Origin of the sequence: Paraburkholderia sp. MM5496-R1 (assembly GCF_050436205.1) — a bacterium.
GTDB lineage: Bacteria > Pseudomonadota > Gammaproteobacteria > Burkholderiales > Burkholderiaceae > Paraburkholderia > Paraburkholderia tuberum.
On sequence record NZ_JBNDLT010000003.1, the window covers coordinates 2461669 to 2478696 of the forward strand.

Below are 17028 nucleotides of genomic sequence, written 5' to 3' on the forward strand. Positions count from 1 at the left end.
GATGGAAAGAAAAATAGCAATTATCGGGATGGCATGTCGCTTTCCCGGCGGAGTGACCGGGCCCGAAGACTTCTGGCAACTGCTGTGCGATGAGCGCGACGCAGTGACCGTCGTGCCACCCGATCGATTCGGCACGGAGTTCTACCAGCATCCGTCCAAGAAAGAGCCGGGGAAGAGCTACACGTTCTCGGCGGGTGTTCTCGACAACGTGGCCGGTTTCGATGCCGCTTTCTTCGGCGTTTCGCCGCGCGAGGCGACCCAGATGGACCCGCAGCAGCGTCTGCTGCTCGAACTCGCGTGGGAAGCGTTCGAGGACGCCGGTGTGCGTCCAGCGGAGATGCGCGGCCGGGACTGCGGCGTGTTCGTCGGCGCCGCAAGCATGGACTACGGCAACCGCAGCATGGACGACCTGAACTGGATCGATCCATACTCGGCCACGGGCAACACGCTCAGCATTGCGTCCAATCGCGTTTCCTATCTGTTCGATCTGCGCGGTCCGAGCATGTCGGTGGACACTGCCTGCTCGTCGTCGATCGTCGCGCTGCATCAGGCCGTGCAGGCATTGCAGTCGGGCGAAACCGAAATGGCGCTCGCGGGCGGCGTCAATCTGCTGCTCCATCCGTTTGGCTTCGTGAGCTTCTCGAAGGCGTCGATGCTGTCGCCGCGAGGCCGCTGCCGTGCATTCGACGCGACCGGCGACGGCTATGTACGCGCCGAGGGCGGCGCCTTCGTGCTGCTCAAGCCGCTCGAGCGCGCGCTTGCGGACGGCGACACAATTCACGCGGTCATCGCCGGTTCGGGCGTGAATTCCAACGGCCATTCGCACGGCGGTATCAGTGTGCCGACGACGGCCATGCAGGCCGAACTGCTGCGCTCGGTCTACCGCCGCGCGGGCGTTGATCCGCGCTCGCTCGCCTATCTGGAAGCCCACGGCACTGGTACCGCAGTCGGCGACCCGATCGAGGCGCGCGCGCTAATAGAGGCAGTCGCGGGCGGCCGTCCGGCCGACGATCCGCTCCTGATCGGCTCGGTCAAGACCAACGTCGGGCACCTCGAAACCGCCTCGGGCATGGCCGGCCTCTTCAAGGCGATCCTCTGCCTGAAGCACGGCGCGGTGCCACGCTCGCTCCATTTCGAAACGCCCAATCCCGCCATCGATTTCGAGGGCGGACGCCTACGCGTCGTCGACCGCTTCACCCCACTCTCGCGGCGTGATGGTGCGCCGCTGACGATTGGCGTCAACTCGTTCGGCTTCGGCGGCACCAACGCGCACGTCGTGCTAGCGGAGGCGGTGAGGGTAGCCGCGCCCGCCGCGCCTGTCATGGGCAGCACGCCGGCGGCGCGTGGAGCGTTGCCGCCGCTCGTTCTCACGGCGCGCTCGCAGGATGCGCTCGCCGCACTTGCCGCGCGCTATCTCGCGTGTTTGCAGAACGGCGCCGATTGGGCCGCGCTCGCGGCCGGCGCCGCGCGCCGCCGTGAATGGCTCGAACAGCGCGTGGTCATTGCGCCGCCCGACCTGAAAGCGGGTTGCGCCGCACTCTTGATGCTCGCGGATTCGTCCGATCAGGCGCTCCCGGCTTACGTCGCTCGCGGCCAGGCCGTAGCGACGGCCGCCAAGGTGGCGTTCGTCTACGCGGGCAACGGCTGCCAGTGGGCCGGCATGGGCAAGCAGCTCTATGCGGAAGACGCAGTGTTCCGCACGGCGCTCGACGAAGTCGACGTGCTTTGGCGTGCCGACGGCAGCGACTCGCTCGTCGACGTGCTGCGCGCCGGCGCGAGCGCCGAATGGCTCGCCGCGACGGAGAACGCGCAGCCGCTACTCTTCGCGATTCAGGTCGGCATCACGCGCACACTCGAAGCGCGCGGCCTCGGCTTTGACGCGGCGGTCGGTCATAGCGTTGGTGAAATCGCGGCCGCGTGGGCATCGGGCGCGCTGACGCTTGCCCAGGCCGTGCGCGTGATCCGCGTTCGCAGCAGCGCGCAGGGCCTGACGCGCGGCACCGGCAAGATGGCTGCGGCGGGCATTGGCGAAGCCGAGGCACGGCAGTTGATCGCACACCTCGGTCTCGCGGAGATGGTCGAGCTGGCCGGCACCAACAGCCCCGAAGCCGTCACGCTGGCCGGATCGCCCGAAGAACTCGAAGCGATCGGCGCTTCGCTCGCCGCGAACGGCAGCTTCTTCCAGCTGCTCGATCTCGATTACGCGTTCCACAGCAGCCGCATGGACGCCATCGAGCCGGTCGTGCGCGCCGGTCTCGCCGATCTGGCTCCGCGCGAAGGCACGAAGCGCTACGTCTCGACTGTCACCGGCGACACGCTTGCCGGCACGTCGCTCGACGCAGGCTACTGGTGGCGCAACATCCGCGAGCCGGTGCGTTTTGGCGAAGCGCTCACGCGTCTCGCCGATACAGGCGTAAGCGTGTTCATCGAAATCGCCCCGCACTCGATTCTGCGCCACTACGTCAAGCAGACGCTCGCGAGCCTGAATCTCGCCGGTGAGGTCGTGCCCACACTCAAGCGCCATCACGACAGCGCGCAGATGCTCGCGCATTCGACGCTATCGGCGGTCGCGCACGGCGCGCGCGTCGATGTCGACCGCTTCGTGCCAGTGGCGTCTCAGGGCTCACATGTGGCGCTGCCGACTTACCCGTGGCAGCGCGAACGCCACTGGCAGACGGCCACCATCGAGGGCTACAACCTCGTGAATCGCCGCGTCGATCATCCGCTGCTCGGCTACCGTCTGCACGAGCATGCGTTTGCATGGGAAAACCAGCTCGATCCGCAGCGCGTGCCGATGCTCGCCGATCACGTCGTCGATGGTGGCGTTGCATTTCCGGGCGCGGGCTACGTGGAAATGGCGCTGGCCGCTGCGCGCGTGTTCTTCCGCACGTCGGACGTCGCGCTCGAGAACCTCGAGATCCGCATGCCGGTCGTGTTCCAGCCGCAGCACGCGAAGCTGTTGCGCTTCGTGATCGACGCGCGCACCGCGTCGTTTACGATCGAGACGCGCGAGCGCATGAGCGACGGGCCGTGGAATCTCAACGTGACGGGCCGCCTGCTCGAAAGCGGCAGCACGCTAGGCGCGCAGAGCACGGCCGATGAATCGGTGCTGGCGCGCCTCGAAGCTATCCCCGCGATGCCCGGCGACGCCCTCTACGCAAGCACGACCGCTATCGGTCTGAGCTACGGTCCGGCGTTCCGCTGGGTGCACAAGGTGCAGGTGCAAGGCGACGACGCGCTCGCTGACTTCGAAGTGCCGCAGGTGCTGGCCGGCGCGCACGCGGTGGCCGGCTGGCTGCTGCATCCTGCGCTGATGGACAGCGGTTTTCATCCGCTCTTCGCCGTGCTGGGCCAGGCCGGCGCCGCGCCAGGCGAAGCGCGAGCGGCCTTCGTGCCGGTACAGATCGGCCGCGTCGACTTTCTGCGTGGCGACTCGGTACGGCGTGTGCTGGCGCGTGTGCAGCGGCGCAGCCCGCATTCGATCGTTGCGTCGTTCGAATTCCTCGACGCCGACAATGCAATCGTCGCGCGTCTTTCTGCGTGCCGTTTCCGCCGCGTCGACCTTACGGGCCGACGCCACGCCGCACCGGCGCGCTTTGCCTACGCGCTTGAAGCGCGTCCGCTGCATGAGGGCTTCACGGCTGCCGCGCTGCCCACGCCGGCTGCGCTCGTCGAACGTGCGAGCTCGCGTCTCGCTTCGCATGAGGACAGCGCGCAACGTACGCGTCACTTGACCGAAACGCTGCCGTTGCTCGACGTGCTCGCGGGCCTGTACGCATTGAACGCGCTTGAAGCGATCGGCGCATTCGCGCAGCTCGTGCTGCCCACGCTCGCCAATACGCCACTGCTCGCGCGCCTTGCGCAGATCGTCGTGGAAGACGGACTCGCCCGCTTCGAGGGCGAGCGTCTCGTGCGCGACGACGCGGCCGCCTTCGCGGCGATGCCTTCGCATGATGCGCTGTGGCGCGATGTGCTGGCGACTTCGCCCGCGCACGTCGCCGAACTGACACTGCTCGCGCACGTGGGCGCGGCGCTGCCACGCGTGCTGCGCGATGGAGCATCCGATGCCGATGCGCCCGCGTTGCTGTCGCCGACGGGGCGCAGCCTCGTCGAGCAGTTTTTCGACGCTTCGCCCACGTGGTCGCATGCCCGCGCGATGCTCGCCGCCTGCGCGAAAGAAGCGCTGGCAGCGTGGCCGGGCACTCGTCGCCTGCGCATGCTGGAAATCGGCGCGACGAGCGTCGAAGTGCTCCAGCCGCTCGACATCGGCGTGCCGGCTTCGCGGTGCGAACACGTGATTGCAGGCACGCACCAGCAGCTCGCCGCGCTCGACGCGGAAGCGCACGCGCACGTTCAGACGCTGCAGCTCGGAGAGAACGAACCGCTTTTCACGCATTACCGTGACGCCGCGCCGTTCGACGTGATCGTCGTCAATCGCATGATCGGCGAACAGGCCGATCCACTTTCCACGCTGCAAGCAATTGCCGAACGGCTCGCGCCGGGCGGGGTAGTCGTGCTCGCCGACGCGCGCCCCAGCCGTTTCGCCGACATCGTCTTCGGCGTGGCGGGCCACGAGGTCGCCGCACAGGCCTACGGCGCGCTCGCACCGGCCGCGCTTCGCACGCTTTGCGAACGCGCCGGTCTGCAGGACGTCGTGCGTCACTCAGAACAGGGCCTCGATCTCGAAGGTGCGCCGACGCTGATGGTCGCGCGCAAGCCTACGTCCGCTCAGCAGATGCAACGCAGTTCGACCGACGCGCAGCCGTGGCTGATCGTGCAGAGCGACAACGACGCGTTCGGGTCTGCGCTCGCGGAAGAGCTCGAGCGCTTTGGCTGCCAGGTTGAAGCGACGAGCGTGCGCGAAGCGGCCGCATGGCTCGAACGCAAGAACACGCAAGCGCAGATCGTGTTCGTGGCACCGCTCGTACAGCTCGACGACGCCAGCGGCGCCGACATCATGCGCGCGCAGCAGGTCGGCGTGCTCGCGCTCGCCATGCTCGCACGCGAATTCGACGCAGCCGGCGTGGCCGCGCTGGCGCGCCTGTCCGTGGTGACACGCGGAGGCGCCCCGTTCAGTCAAGGCTCGGGCACAGCGGCGCAGCCCGAGCAGGCGAGCCTATGGGGCCTTGGCCGCGTGATGGCAAACGAATACCCGACGCTTGCGCTGCGTCTTATCGACGTGGCGGGCGCGGATGGCAAGGCCGTATCGCAGTTGGCGCACGCGCTCACGCACGATGACGGCGAGGAAGAGGTGCTGCTCACGGCGCAGGGCCGCTACGTGCCACGCATGCTGCCGGCGCAAACAGCGGAACGGCAGACTCCCCGCGACGAATCCACGGCTGAGCAGGTGGCCGACCCCGTGCCCGCCGTGCTGGCGTTCGATATGCCCGGCTCGCTACGCAACCTCGAATGGTTCGCGTTGCCCGAGCGCGAACTGAGTTTAGGCGAAGTCGAGATCGCGCCGATGGCGACCGGTCTGAACTTCCGCGACGTCATGTATTCGATGGGCCTGCTCTCCGACGAAGCGGTCGAAACCGGCTTCGCGGGCGCGACGATCGGTATGGAACTCTCGGGGCGCATCGTGCGCGTCGGCGCGGGCGTCAAAGGCTGGGCGCCCGGCGACGCGGTGCTCGGCTTCGCGCCGGCTTCGTTCGCCACGCGCGTGTTCACACGTGCGAGCGCGATCGCGCGCAAGCCCGAAACGATTTCGTTCGAAGCAGCCGCTACGATTCCCACGACCTTCTTCACCGCGTATTACGCACTGTGCGAGCTCGCACGGCTGCGCCGGGGCGAGCGCGTGCTCGTACACGGCGGTGCGGGCGGCGTCGGCATCGCCGCGATCCAGATCGCCCGCCATCTCGGCGCGGAAGTATTCGCCACCGCTGGCGCCGACGAAAAACGCGAGTTCGTGCGCCTGCTCGGCGCCGATCGTGTGTTCGACTCGCGCAGCCTCGCGTTCGCCGACGAGGTGCGCGCCTGCACGAACGGCGAGGGCGTCGACATCGTGCTCAACTCGCTCGCGGGCGAGGCGATGGTGCGCGGCATCGAGACGCTGCGTCCGTTTGGCCGCTTCCTTGAACTGGGCAAGCGCGACTTCTACGAGAACAGCCAGATCGGCCTGCGGCCGTTCCGCAACAACATCAGCTATTTCGGCATCGACGCCGATCAGCTCATGGGCGTGCTGCCCGAACTCACCACGCGCCTCTTCGAGGAAGTGATGGCGCTCTTCGTGAGCGGCGTGCTGCATCCGTTGCCGTATCGTGCCTTCCCGGCCGCGCGCGCGGAGGAGGCGTTCCGCTATATGCAGCAGGCGCGCCAGATCGGCAAGGTGCTCGTCACCTATCCGTCGGGTACGCCGGCGCCCACGCGGGGCGTCGCGCAGCCCGTGCTGCGCCTCGACCCGCAGGCGGCGTATCTGATCGTCGGCGGAACGGGTGGTCTCGGTTACGCAAGCGCGCGCTGGATGATCGCGCGCGGCGCACGTCACGTGACGCTCGCGAGCCGCGGCGGCGCACTCGACTCGGCGAAGCAGCAGGAACTCGAACGCTGGCGTGCCGAGCATGGCGCGACCGTGACGGTGGTGTCGTGCGACGTGACCGATGCGGCCGCGCTCGATGGTCTGATCGAGCGCATCGAGGCGCGCGGAACGCCGCTCAAGGGCGTGCTGCACTCCGCGATGCGCATCGACGACGGCCTGCTGCGCAACATCGACGACGCGCGCATGCTCGCCGTGCTCGAACCCAAAGTTGCGGGTGCATGGAATCTGCACCGCGCGACGCAGCGCTGCGCGCTCGACTTCTTCGTGCTGTATTCCTCGGCCACGACTTATCTCGGCAATCCGGGCCAGGGCGCGTATGTGGCAGCCAACAGCTTCCTCGAAGCGCTTGTCGCCCATCGCCGCGCGGCCGGGCTGGCCGCCGCCTTCATGGCGTGGGGGCCGATCGAGGATGTCGGCTTCCTCGCGCGCAACAGCACGACGCGTGAAGCGCTGCAGGCGCGCATCGGCGGTGCGTCGATCACCTCTGACGAGGCGATGACGGCGCTCGAGCGCGCGCTCGCAACCGGTGCGGTCGGCGAGGCTGTGGTGCGTCTGGACTGGGCGGCGATCGCGCGCGGCATGCCCGCCGCGCAGGCGCGTCGCTACATGGCATTGCAAGGCGGCGGCGCTAGCGAGACAACGAGCGAGGACGGCGTACTGCTTGAACAACTGCGCGCTCTCCCGAAGGCCGAAGCGGTCGCGGCGGTCGAGACCGCGTTGCGCGGTCACATCGCGCGCATCCTGCACATGTCGCCGGAGCGCGTCGCGCTCGACCGCTCGGTGCTCGATCTCGGCATGGACTCGCTGATGGGGATGGAACTCGGCATGGCGGTCGAGGAGTCGTTCGGCGTGAAGCTGTCGATCATGGCGATTGCGGAAGGCGCGACGGTGCACACGCTCGCCGTGCGCATCGTCGACATGCTCGACGACGAGAGCGGCGAAAACGAGCCCGGCATGCAGGGGGCCGCGAATGGCGCGATCGAGGAATTCGCGGCGCTGGCCGCGCGCCACGCGCTCGACGAGAACGAGGCGCGCGCTCTGCTCGAACGTAATCGAAACGCGGGCAACAACGATCAGGATCAACAGGGAGACAAGTCATGTCAGTCGACGCCGGCGTTTGCGGAGTGAAGCTGCCTGCGGGCTGGCGGCCGAGCGAAGGCACGCTGGCGCGGCCGCTCGAACTGTCGGGGCACGGCTTGCACACCGGGCGGCGCGTGAACGTGCGCATTTTGCCCGTCGAGACCTCGGCGACGGCGGGCGGACGACACGGCATCGTGTTTCGGCGCCTGCACAAGGGGCAAGCGCTCGGCACGGTGGCCGCCGATCCGTCGTTGCGGCGGGGGCAGCCGCTCTGCACGATGTTGCGCGCGAAGGATGGCCTCGGCGTGCGCACGGTCGAGCACCTGCTCGCGTCGTTGCTCGCGTGCGAGATCGATCACGCGATCGTCGAACTCGACGCTGAAGAAGTGCCGATTCTCGACGGCAGCGCGCAGCCATGGATCGATGCGATCCTGGCATGCGGGCGCACCGCGCTGCCGCAGCCGAAGCGCTTCTTGCGCGTGCTCGAGACTGTGAGCGTCGCCGACGGTGAGGGCGCCGCGCGCCGTGAAATGCGCGTCGAGCCCGCCGACGACTATGCGCTCAGCGTGCACAACAACGACCTCAAGGGGTTCGGCGACATGGAATGGCACGGCCGGCTCACGCCGCGCGCCTTTGCTGATGAGATCGCTTCGTCGCGCTCGTACGGGCAGATCAAGTGGGCGGTGCCCGCGATCGTCGTGGGCTATCTGCGCGGCTGGCCCATTCTGCGCGGCGCACGGATGTCATGCACGGCGGCAATTGTCGGCAAGCGTGTCGTCGGTGGACTGCGTCAGCCCGACGAGTTTGTTCGGCATCGCGTGCTTGATCTGGTCGGCGATCTCGCGCTCGCCGGTGCACCGTTGCTGGGCCACGTGAGCGCGCGGCGGCCAACGCATGAAATGAACTATCGGCTGCTCGCGGCGCTGTTGGGCACACCGGGCGCATACGAGTGGGTCGAGGCGCACGCATAACGCAGGCACGCCACATAAACAGGTTAGATCGGATTACATGGGACTCGGGGAAACACTACGCCAGCAATTGGCGGCCAAAGCGCTGAAGCGGCAACTGGAGCGCGCGACCGATGCGGTTGCGGCGCCTGGGGAGCCTGATGGTCTGGCGGCGCAGGCCGCGCAGACGCTGTCTGCGCGCAGCCGCTTCGAAGCGATGCCGCAATTCCAGCAGGTCAAGCTGATGCGCGAGATGGGCGAGACGCTGGGCGTCGAGTCGCCGTTTTTTCGCGTGCACGACGGCATTGCGGGTGCGACAACGCAGATAGGTGGGCGCGAGTATGTGAACTTCGCGAACTACAGCTATCTCGGACTCGCAGGTGATCCGGTCATCGCGGCACGCGCGAAGGCGGCCATCGACCGTTACGGCACGTCCGCTTCGGCAAGCCGCATCGTTGCGGGCGAGCGGCCCGTGCATCGCGAACTCGAACGAGCGCTCGCCGAGTTCTATGAAACGGACGACTGCGTCGCATTCGTGAGCGGCCATGCCACGAATGTGACCGTCATTGGTTCGCTGTTCGGGCCTGGTGATTTGATCGTGCACGACGCGCTCGCGCACAACAGTATCGTGCAGGGCGCGCAACTGAGCGGTGCGAAGCGTCTGAGCTTCGCGCACAACGATTGGCGGGCGCTCGACGAGCTGCTGACGCGCGTGCGCCGCGAGTACCGCAACGTATTAGTCGCGATCGAAGGTCTCTACAGCATGGACGGTGACTTTCCCGATCTGCAGCGCTTTTGCGAGGTGAAGGAGCGGCACGGTGCGTTCCTGTTGGTCGACGAAGCACATTCGCTTGGCGTGCTCGGCACGACGGGCAGGGGTATTCGCGAGCACTGCGGCGTGGCGTCGGACCGCGTCGATCTGTGGATGGGCACGATGAGTAAGACGTTGGCGGGATGCGGCGGGTTTGTCGCGGGCTGTCAGCCGCTTGCCGATATGCTGCGCAATCTTGCTCCGGGTTTTCTCTACAGCGTGGGCCTCGCTCCGGCGCTTGCCGAGGCTTCGCTCGCCGCGCTTGAATGTTTGATCGCGCAACCTGAGCGTGTCACGCAATTGCAGGCGCGCGGTCGCCAGTTTTTGACAGAGGCGCACGCAGCCGGACTCGACACCGGCACGAGCGCGGGCTATGCAGTCGTGCCGGTCATCACGGGGAGTTCGCTGAAAGCCGCGCAGTGGGCGAATGCGCTGTTCGAAGAGGGTATCAACGTGCAGCCGATTTTTTATCCGGCTGTGGAGGAGAAAGCGGCGCGCTTGCGCTTCTTCATCTGCTCGACGCATGAGCCGGAGCAGATTAGCCGGACGGTTGCAGCGGTGGCGAGGTTGGCGGGGTGTTGAACCTTTTGTGTGGTGCGAGATTGTCGCGCGGTTAGTGCTGTTGCTGCTGATCGTGCGCTTGTTATTAGCACGTTTTGGAGCGTAATCGAATTTCAACGGAAATAAGAAACGCTATCGCGTGCAATTGACACTGGATAAAATGCTGGCTATCCAAAATAGCGCTAAATGTGCCAGCTCAATTTTAAAAGCGGTGCGCTCGTCGGGGTGAGTTCGTAACGCGATGTGATGACTGGCTTTCGCCGGAAGTTTTCAGCATCGTGGCAACCCGATTCGCAGATCGCGCCCGGTTCAGGTTTCAGGGTTCATGAATAAGACTTTTTTTATCGCTTGCCTTCCGGTGGTTTTGACGTTGTCGGGGTGCGCTACGTTTCCGGGTTGGATTCCATCGTCGGGCGCGAGCCGAGAGCAGGTTTTAGAACAGCACGATTCGGGGCGCGTTGAGGGCATTCAGGTCGTGGACGTCAACGATGCTTTGGCACGCAAGTTGGCCAATGCCAAGCAGCTCGGCCGATTCTCGAACATCTTCACGAGCGGGACGGCCAACATTTACGTGATTGGCCCGGGCGACGTGATCGACGTGACGATATGGGAGGCGCCGCCAGCGATATTGTTTGGGAGCCTGACGCCGGCAACATCGATCGCCGCCATAACGCCGAGCGGCAGCACGGGCGTGCCATTGCCGCCTCAGATGGTAGACGCGGATGGCACGATCTCGGTGCCGTTTGCTGGCCGGGTCTTCGTCAAGGGCCTGACTATCGAGCAGATCGAGGCCAGCATTTTGCGTCAGCTCAAAGGCAAGGCAAATCAGCCTCAGGTACTAGTGAGTCTGGCGAAGAACAACGCATCGAATGTCACGGTTATTGGTGAGGTAAATGACAGCAAGATGATGCCGCTCACCCCGCGAGGTGAGAGGTTATTGGATGCGTTGGCGTTTGCAGGGGGAGGGAAGCAGACGATCAGCCATATGGCTATTCGTCTTTCACGCGGCAATGTGACGGCGACAATGCCGCTGGATTCCGTGATTCGCGATCCGCATCAGAACGTGCCGCTCCGGCCCGGCGATGTAGTGACAGCGCTTTATCAACCCGAGACGTTCTCGGTGTTGGGCGCAACGGGCAAGAATGAGGAAATTCCACTTGAAGCCCAAGGAATCTCGCTGGCTCAGGCGCTCGCTCGCTCGGGCGGGCTCAGTGATTCTCGCGCGGATGCGCGAGGAGTATTTGTGTTCCGGTTTGAGGATGCGAAGTTGGTCGATCGCAAGGATGCATCCGTTCAGCCAGTCAACGGAACCGTGCCAGTTGTTTATGAAATCAACCTGCGTGATCCTGCCTCGTTTTTTGTGACGCAGAATTTTCCGATTCAGAACCACGACCTGATCTACGTTTCGAATTCGCCGGGTGCCGAATTCAGCAAATTTCTGTCCTATATCACGATGGTGGCCTATCCCGCGGCGACCATCACTTACGACATGAATCGGTAGCGGCTTATGAGAGGAAAGACTCGTAGTCCGAGCGAAATTACCTTTTCGGTCTGGCGCGCTATTTTTTTGCGTGAGGCGGTTGATCGTCTGTTCGAAGGGCGTGCCGCTTGGCTGTGGCTACTAGTTGAGCCAGTTGCCTACATTGGTCTGCATGCTTTTGGATTCGAGACATTGCACGTTAACCAGGTTGGTGGAATGGCGATCAATATGTTCATTGTCGCGGGCTTCATCGGATTTCTGCTTTGGCGTCGCACATGGATGCAGGTGTTGCATGGAATCGACTCGAATCGGGCTTTTTTCGCTTATCGGCAAATCAAACCTTTCGATGTCGCGTTCGTGCGCGCGTTCGTCGAGTTGTTCCTCATGGTGCCAGTCGCGATTCTAATCATGTCTCTGGTGATCATGACTGGACATGGGATAACGCAGAACACGCAAAATCCAGTATGGCTTCCGCAAAATCCTCTGCTAGTGATTGCAGCGATTTTCGGACTGTGGTTACTGGGTTTGGGATTCGGAATGGTGACCTCGGTGCTGATGCGATTTGTTCCTGAAGTCGATCACATCTTCAAGATTTTTTATCTTCCGTTGTATTACATGTCGGGTGCGTTGTTGCCGCTGACGTTGTACGTGCCGCTGCCTTATCAATACATCTTTGCCGCCAACCCGATCGTTGATGGCGTTGAGATGATGCGGCTGGGTTATTGGCCCAATTACAACGCGCTCGCAGGCGTGAGCCTTGGTTACGTTTATGCGTGGGCTCTGGCCCTGCTGCTGCTGGGGTTGATGTTGTACAAGCGGTTCTCCAGAAAGCTGGTGATGCGATGATACTTGTCGAAGACGTTCACAAACGCTACCAGAGTGAACACGGAGCCGGAAAATGGATATTGGGTGGCATCAATATCACGATTCCATCGCGTCACAGTGTGGCCTTGATTGGAAAAAACGGCGCTGGTAAATCCACTCTGCTGCGGATCATCGGTGGAATCGATTTTCCGACCAAGGGACGCGTTCAACGCCTTTGCCAGGTCTCCTGGCCCATGGGTGGCGCCGGTCTGGAGGGGACATTGACCGGGCGTCAAAACGCAAAATTCGTGTGCCGGATTCACGGTCACCAGGATGAGCTCGTCGATCGCCTGGCCTATATCCAGGATTTCGCCGAATTAGGCGCTGCCTTTGACGAACCCGTGCAGACCTATTCGTCGGGCATGCGCTCGCGCCTGCAATTCGCGATGTCTTTGGCTTTCAATTTCGATGTGTACATTTCCGACGAAGTAACGGCGGCAGGAGACGCGAGATTCAGAAAGAAAGCCGCAAACGCTTTCAAAAATATGACCACTCAGGCTAGCGTGATCATGGTCTCCCACGACGAAAACACACTGAAACAGTTTTGTCAGTCGGCTATCTGGATCAATAACGGCCAGGCCCACTGGTTCGACGATCTCGAAGATGGTTTGAAAGCCTATAAGGATTATGTTCTGGTATGAGTGATTCATTGTTGCCGGCCAACCCGGGTGTGATTGCCAGATCGGGCATGTTCCTGGGCAAATGCAAGGACGCGTTGTTTTCGGTCAGGGCTTTTAAATTGCTCATTCGACTGGTCGCCGCGTACACGATTCTGTCCATTCCGTACTGGTTGTTCTTCGCGTCCGATCGTTACGTTTCGAATGCGATTGTGGTTATCCAACGGACCGATCAAGTCAGCGGCCCGCCAATCAGCCTTGCGCCGGGCATTGCCGCAGTCGCAGGCGCCGCCAGCCCGAGCAGTGCCGATCAGTTGTTACTGACGCAATATCTTTTGTCACAGGAGATGCTAGATAAGCTGGATGCCGCGTTTGATCTGCGCTCGCACTACAGCGGCTGGCATCATGACCCGATTTCGCGCATGTTGTTCAGGAATGAGCCGGCTGAATGGTTCTATCAGTACTGGCTGTCGCGCGTTGACGTCGAATACGACAGCTACAACGGCGTCATCGACATCCAGGTCCAGGCCTACGATGCCAAAACCGCGCGTGCCATCGTGGAGTTCATGATCCGCGAGGGGCAGGCACAGATGAACCGGATCGGTCATCAACTCGCGCAGTCCCAGGTTGATTTCCTGATTAAGCAGGTCACAGTCACACACCAACGCCTGCTCGACGAGACGCAGGCCCTCGTTGATTTCCAGAATCACCAGGGACTAGTCGCGCCCGCAACTACGGCAGCGAGTCTTAACGGCCTGATCGACAAGCTCGAGGCGCAGAAAACCGAGGTTCAGACCCAACTCGATTCGCTGCCTTCGACGTTGAGCGCCAATCAGCCCACTGTGGTGATGCTCAAGAAGAATCTCGCCGCCATTGATCAGCAGATTGCGCAAAGGCGAGCGGAACTGGCTTCACCGTCAAGCAAAACACTGAACTACACGGTCGAAGAGTTTCAGCGCTTGCAGATGCAGGTCGGCTTCGCCCAGGACTTGTACAAGACTGCGCTTTCAGCATTGGAGCAGGGCCGCATGGATGCAGCCCGTACCTTGAAGATGGTTTCGGTGTTGCAGCCCGCGACGCGGCCGGACTACCCCGTGGAGCCGAAGCGCTTGTATAGCGCATTCGTGACCTTGCTCGTCGGGCTTGCGATGATGGGTGTCTTAAAACTGATCGAGAGCATCATCCTCGATCACGTCGACTGACCCACTGAACTGTATCTGCTCACGTAACAGTTTTTTTGCCAGGAACAAACAGTCAAAATGAAAAACCTGATTGTCGTAGGAGCGCGGCCAAAAGCGGACGCCTATGTCGGGATGTCACACGCGAACAATTCTCATGGCGACGACAACGCCGGGCATCGCATGCGCGACATCCTGGTGAAGGTATCGTGAATACCATTTCGATCATCGGTCTCGGCTACATCGGCCTACCCACCGCAACAATGTTTGCCTCGCGCCGGCTCCGTGTCATTGGTGTCGATGTCTCGCCCTATGTTGTCGACACCATTAATCGCGGGAATATCCATATCGTCGAGCCCGAGCTCGATATCCTCGTTCAGGCCGCGGTCGGCGCGGGCTATCTTCGGGCGACTCTGCACGCTGAGGCCGCCGATGCGTTCATCATCGCCGTGCCGACTCCATTGACTGGAGATAAGAAGCCCGATGTGAGCTATATTGAAGCTGCGGCCAGATCGATCGCCCCAGTGCTCAAGCTAGGCAATGTGGTCATCCTTGAATCCACTTCTCCGGTAGGCACGACGGAGCGCCTCGCCGAGTGGCTCGCGGAGTTCCGTCCAGATCTGAGCTTTCCGCATCAGCGCGGCGACGCGTCGGATATCCGGATCGCGCATTGTCCCGAGCGAGTATTGCCCGGACGTGTCGCGCATGAGCTGGTTGCCAACGACCGTATTATCGGCGGCATGACGCGTACTTGTTCCGAGGCGGCTGTTGCGTTGTACAAGCTCGTCGTGCAAGGCGATTGCATCGTCACTGACGTGCGGACCGCCGAAATGTGTAAGCTGGCTGAGAACAGCTTTCGTGACGTCAATATCGCCTACGCAAACGAACTCTCGATAATCTGCGATCAACAGGGCATCGATGTGTGGGAAGTCATCCGGCTTGCCAATCGGCATCCGCGCGTCAACATTCTGCAGCCGGGCTGCGGCGTTGGCGGACACTGCATTGCGGTCGATCCCTGGTTCATCGTGGACAGTGCGCCGGCGGACACGCAATTGATCCGTGCCGCGCGCCATGTGAACGACTCGAAACCGGCATGGGTCTCGCTCAAGGTGGACCGGGCCGTCGAAGAGCTGACCCGATCAGGCGTCGCGCTCGAGGATATCCGGATCGCGTGTCTGGGCATCACCTACAAGGCGGACATCGACGACTTGCGCGAGAGCCCCGCGCTCGAAATCGCCGAAGATCTCGCGCGCCGCTACGACCAAAAAATCGCGATCGTTGAACCCAACCTCCAGGTATTGCCCGATCACCTTGAGCAGACGAACGCCACGCTACTAACGCTGGACGACGCAATCGCCCAAAGTAACATCCTCGTTTTGCTCGTGGAGCATGCCGAATTCAAGCGCGTCAGGCCCGAACTGAACCGGCGACAAAAGCTGATCGATACACGTGGTATATGGGGAGCGAAATAAATGATGGAAGAAAACAATCATGCCCCTGTTGCATTGGATTTCGACGGCGTGAAATATGAAAACGAATTACTGATCGAGCAACTGCATCAAGTTCAGGAAGAGTTGGAGAGTTGCCAACTGCGGAGTGAGGCACTCGAAAAGGAGGCGGGGCAGCATTCCCAGCGGAGCATTTCGCTAGGAAAAGACTGGGTGGATGACGAGCTGGTCGGTGCACTCGCTGAGTGTCAGCACTTACGTACCGTGGTCAAAGTCCAGCGAGACGTACACGAAGTGCAAACGCGAAACGCACTGAACGTGAAGCTGGGAGACCTCATGATTCGGGGTGTCGATTCTCCCAGAGCGTTGCTCGCACTGCCTGTCAGGCTTGGCAGGATTTGGCGCAGGTATCGCCGCGTGACGGCGCCCGAGTCGCTTGGGGGAAAAGATTTCGGCCAGATCATCGAAGCCTTCAAGACAGGCGGCTTTGAGGCGGCTGAAAAGCTTTTGCTCAACATTTCCCCGATCGTACAAGCGAACGCGTACACGGCGCTGGGCAGGTATTTGATCGACCAAAATCGCGGCGGCGCGGCCGAGGCCGCACGTCGGGCCTTTGAGTTGGATCCGAAAACGTATCGCCTTAAGTGGCTCGCTTTTAAGCTTCATAAGGCGGGCGACGTCATTCAGGCGCAGGCGATGATTGACGTCCTGCCGTCGGATACCGCATTTAGCGAATCGGAGACGCGACAGGCGAATCAGTTGCGCAACGAGGCTGCGCTCGCGCGCCAACGCGACGCCAAACAAAAGACGGGATACGACGAACGACGCATCGAAGTCGAGAAAAGGCTGAATCGCGTGACGCAAGAGCGGGACCAGCAAGCGACGCTTGCCGCTGAGCGTGCGAGGCAAATCGACGCCCTCAAGCAAATCAAAACGCAGCGGGAGCGGGATGCGGAGGCACTGAAAGTCAAGCACCAGGCAGCGGCGAGATTGGCAGATGACGGCCGCAAGGAGATCGATCTCCTCACTCAAGCTCAAGCGAGGCTCGATAGAGACAAGGCGGCTCTCGAAGCCAGGCTCGATCAGGCTACGAAGATCGCGCTGGATCATGCCACGAGAATTGACGTGCTCAATCAGGCGGGTGCGCAGCTGGCACAGGACAATGCCGAGCTGAGAGTGCGGCACGAGGATGCAGTCAAGCTCGCGGCTGACTGTGCAAAGGAGGTCGAGATGCTGAAGCAAGGCCGGGCGCAATTGGAGCGCGACAAGACCGAAGCGGCAAAGCTCGCGACTGACTACGCAAAGGAAGTTGAGATGCTGAGGCAAGGACTGTTGCAACTGGAGCGCGACAAGGCGTCATCGGAGAAGGCGCACCGGGACGCGGCAGCACATACGGCGGTGGGTCAGCAACTGTTGCGCGAGGAAGTGGCGCGTGCCGAGGCACAGCTCGAACTGCTCAAGGACATCCTTTTTCGAGAGCTAACGACATCAGGTGAGCGCTGAG

The 17028-nt window shown here is 62.6% G+C and carries 10 protein-coding genes; all 10 read left to right on the forward strand.

Annotated features, from left to right (window positions below; all coding sequences use genetic code 11):
* Window position 1: 1 nt before the first annotated feature.
* The 10 genes from OKW38_RS37475 (at window position 2) to OKW38_RS37520 (ending at window position 17027) form a co-directional block, all read left to right on the forward strand.
* Complete coding sequence (locus OKW38_RS37475) at window positions 2-7666, forward strand: SDR family NAD(P)-dependent oxidoreductase (RefSeq protein ID WP_429365581.1); 7665 nt, start codon at window positions 2-4, stop codon at window positions 7664-7666.
* On the forward strand, window positions 7663-8589 hold the full coding sequence (locus tag OKW38_RS37480; RefSeq protein ID WP_429365582.1) for a UDP-3-O-acyl N-acetylglycosamine deacetylase: 927 nt from the start codon (window positions 7663-7665) through the stop codon (window positions 8587-8589). Before OKW38_RS37475 ends, OKW38_RS37480 begins: the two co-directional genes overlap by 4 nt.
* A gap of 37 nt (window positions 8590-8626) precedes the next feature.
* Window positions 8627-9958 (forward strand): aminotransferase class I/II-fold pyridoxal phosphate-dependent enzyme, encoded by a 1332-nt coding sequence (locus OKW38_RS37485; RefSeq protein WP_429365394.1) that lies wholly within the window; start codon window positions 8627-8629, stop codon window positions 9956-9958.
* A gap of 304 nt (window positions 9959-10262) precedes the next feature.
* On the forward strand, window positions 10263-11438 hold the full coding sequence (locus tag OKW38_RS37490) for a polysaccharide biosynthesis/export family protein (RefSeq protein WP_429365395.1): 1176 nt from the start codon (window positions 10263-10265) through the stop codon (window positions 11436-11438).
* Between the two features lie 6 nt (window positions 11439-11444).
* A complete protein-coding gene (locus OKW38_RS37495; protein ID WP_429365396.1) occupies window positions 11445-12263 on the forward strand; it encodes an ABC transporter permease in 819 nt (272 codons plus the stop codon).
* Window positions 12260-12922 (forward strand): ABC transporter ATP-binding protein, encoded by a 663-nt coding sequence (locus tag OKW38_RS37500; RefSeq protein WP_429365397.1) that lies wholly within the window; start codon window positions 12260-12262, stop codon window positions 12920-12922. Before OKW38_RS37495 ends, OKW38_RS37500 begins: the two co-directional genes overlap by 4 nt.
* A complete protein-coding gene (locus tag OKW38_RS37505) occupies window positions 12919-14100 on the forward strand; it encodes a chain-length determining protein (RefSeq protein WP_429365398.1) in 1182 nt (393 codons plus the stop codon). Before OKW38_RS37500 ends, OKW38_RS37505 begins: the two co-directional genes overlap by 4 nt.
* A 57-nt stretch (window positions 14101-14157) precedes the next feature.
* Window positions 14158-14289, forward strand: coding sequence for a hypothetical protein (locus OKW38_RS37510; RefSeq protein ID WP_429365399.1), 132 nt, complete (start codon window positions 14158-14160; stop codon window positions 14287-14289).
* Window positions 14286-15548 carry a UDP-N-acetyl-D-mannosamine dehydrogenase gene (gene wecC, locus OKW38_RS37515; RefSeq protein ID WP_429365400.1) on the forward strand — a complete coding sequence of 421 codons (1263 nt, stop codon included), beginning with the start codon at window positions 14286-14288 and terminating at the stop codon, window positions 15546-15548. Before OKW38_RS37510 ends, wecC begins: the two co-directional genes overlap by 4 nt.
* Window positions 15549-17027 (forward strand): hypothetical protein, encoded by a 1479-nt coding sequence (locus OKW38_RS37520; protein ID WP_429365401.1) that lies wholly within the window; start codon window positions 15549-15551, stop codon window positions 17025-17027.
* Window position 17028 lies beyond the last annotated feature (1 nt).

Excerpts from the sequence above, each read along its gene's own strand:
- OKW38_RS37475 (WP_429365581.1), top strand. The coding sequence starts at position 2 with ATGGAAAGAAAAATAGCAATTATCGGGATGGCATGTCGCTTTCCCGGC.
- OKW38_RS37485 (WP_429365394.1), top strand. The coding sequence starts at position 8,627 with ATGGGACTCGGGGAAACACTACGCCAGCAATTGGCGGCCAAAGCGCTG.
- OKW38_RS37490 (WP_429365395.1), top strand. The coding sequence starts at position 10,263 with ATGAATAAGACTTTTTTTATCGCTTGCCTTCCGGTGGTTTTGACGTTG.
- OKW38_RS37495 (WP_429365396.1), top strand. The coding sequence starts at position 11,445 with ATGAGAGGAAAGACTCGTAGTCCGAGCGAAATTACCTTTTCGGTCTGG.
- OKW38_RS37500 (WP_429365397.1), top strand. The coding sequence starts at position 12,260 with ATGATACTTGTCGAAGACGTTCACAAACGCTACCAGAGTGAACACGGA.
- OKW38_RS37505 (WP_429365398.1), top strand. The coding sequence starts at position 12,919 with ATGAGTGATTCATTGTTGCCGGCCAACCCGGGTGTGATTGCCAGATCG.
- OKW38_RS37510 (WP_429365399.1), top strand. The coding sequence starts at position 14,158 with ATGAAAAACCTGATTGTCGTAGGAGCGCGGCCAAAAGCGGACGCCTAT.
- OKW38_RS37520 (WP_429365401.1), top strand. The coding sequence starts at position 15,549 with ATGATGGAAGAAAACAATCATGCCCCTGTTGCATTGGATTTCGACGGC.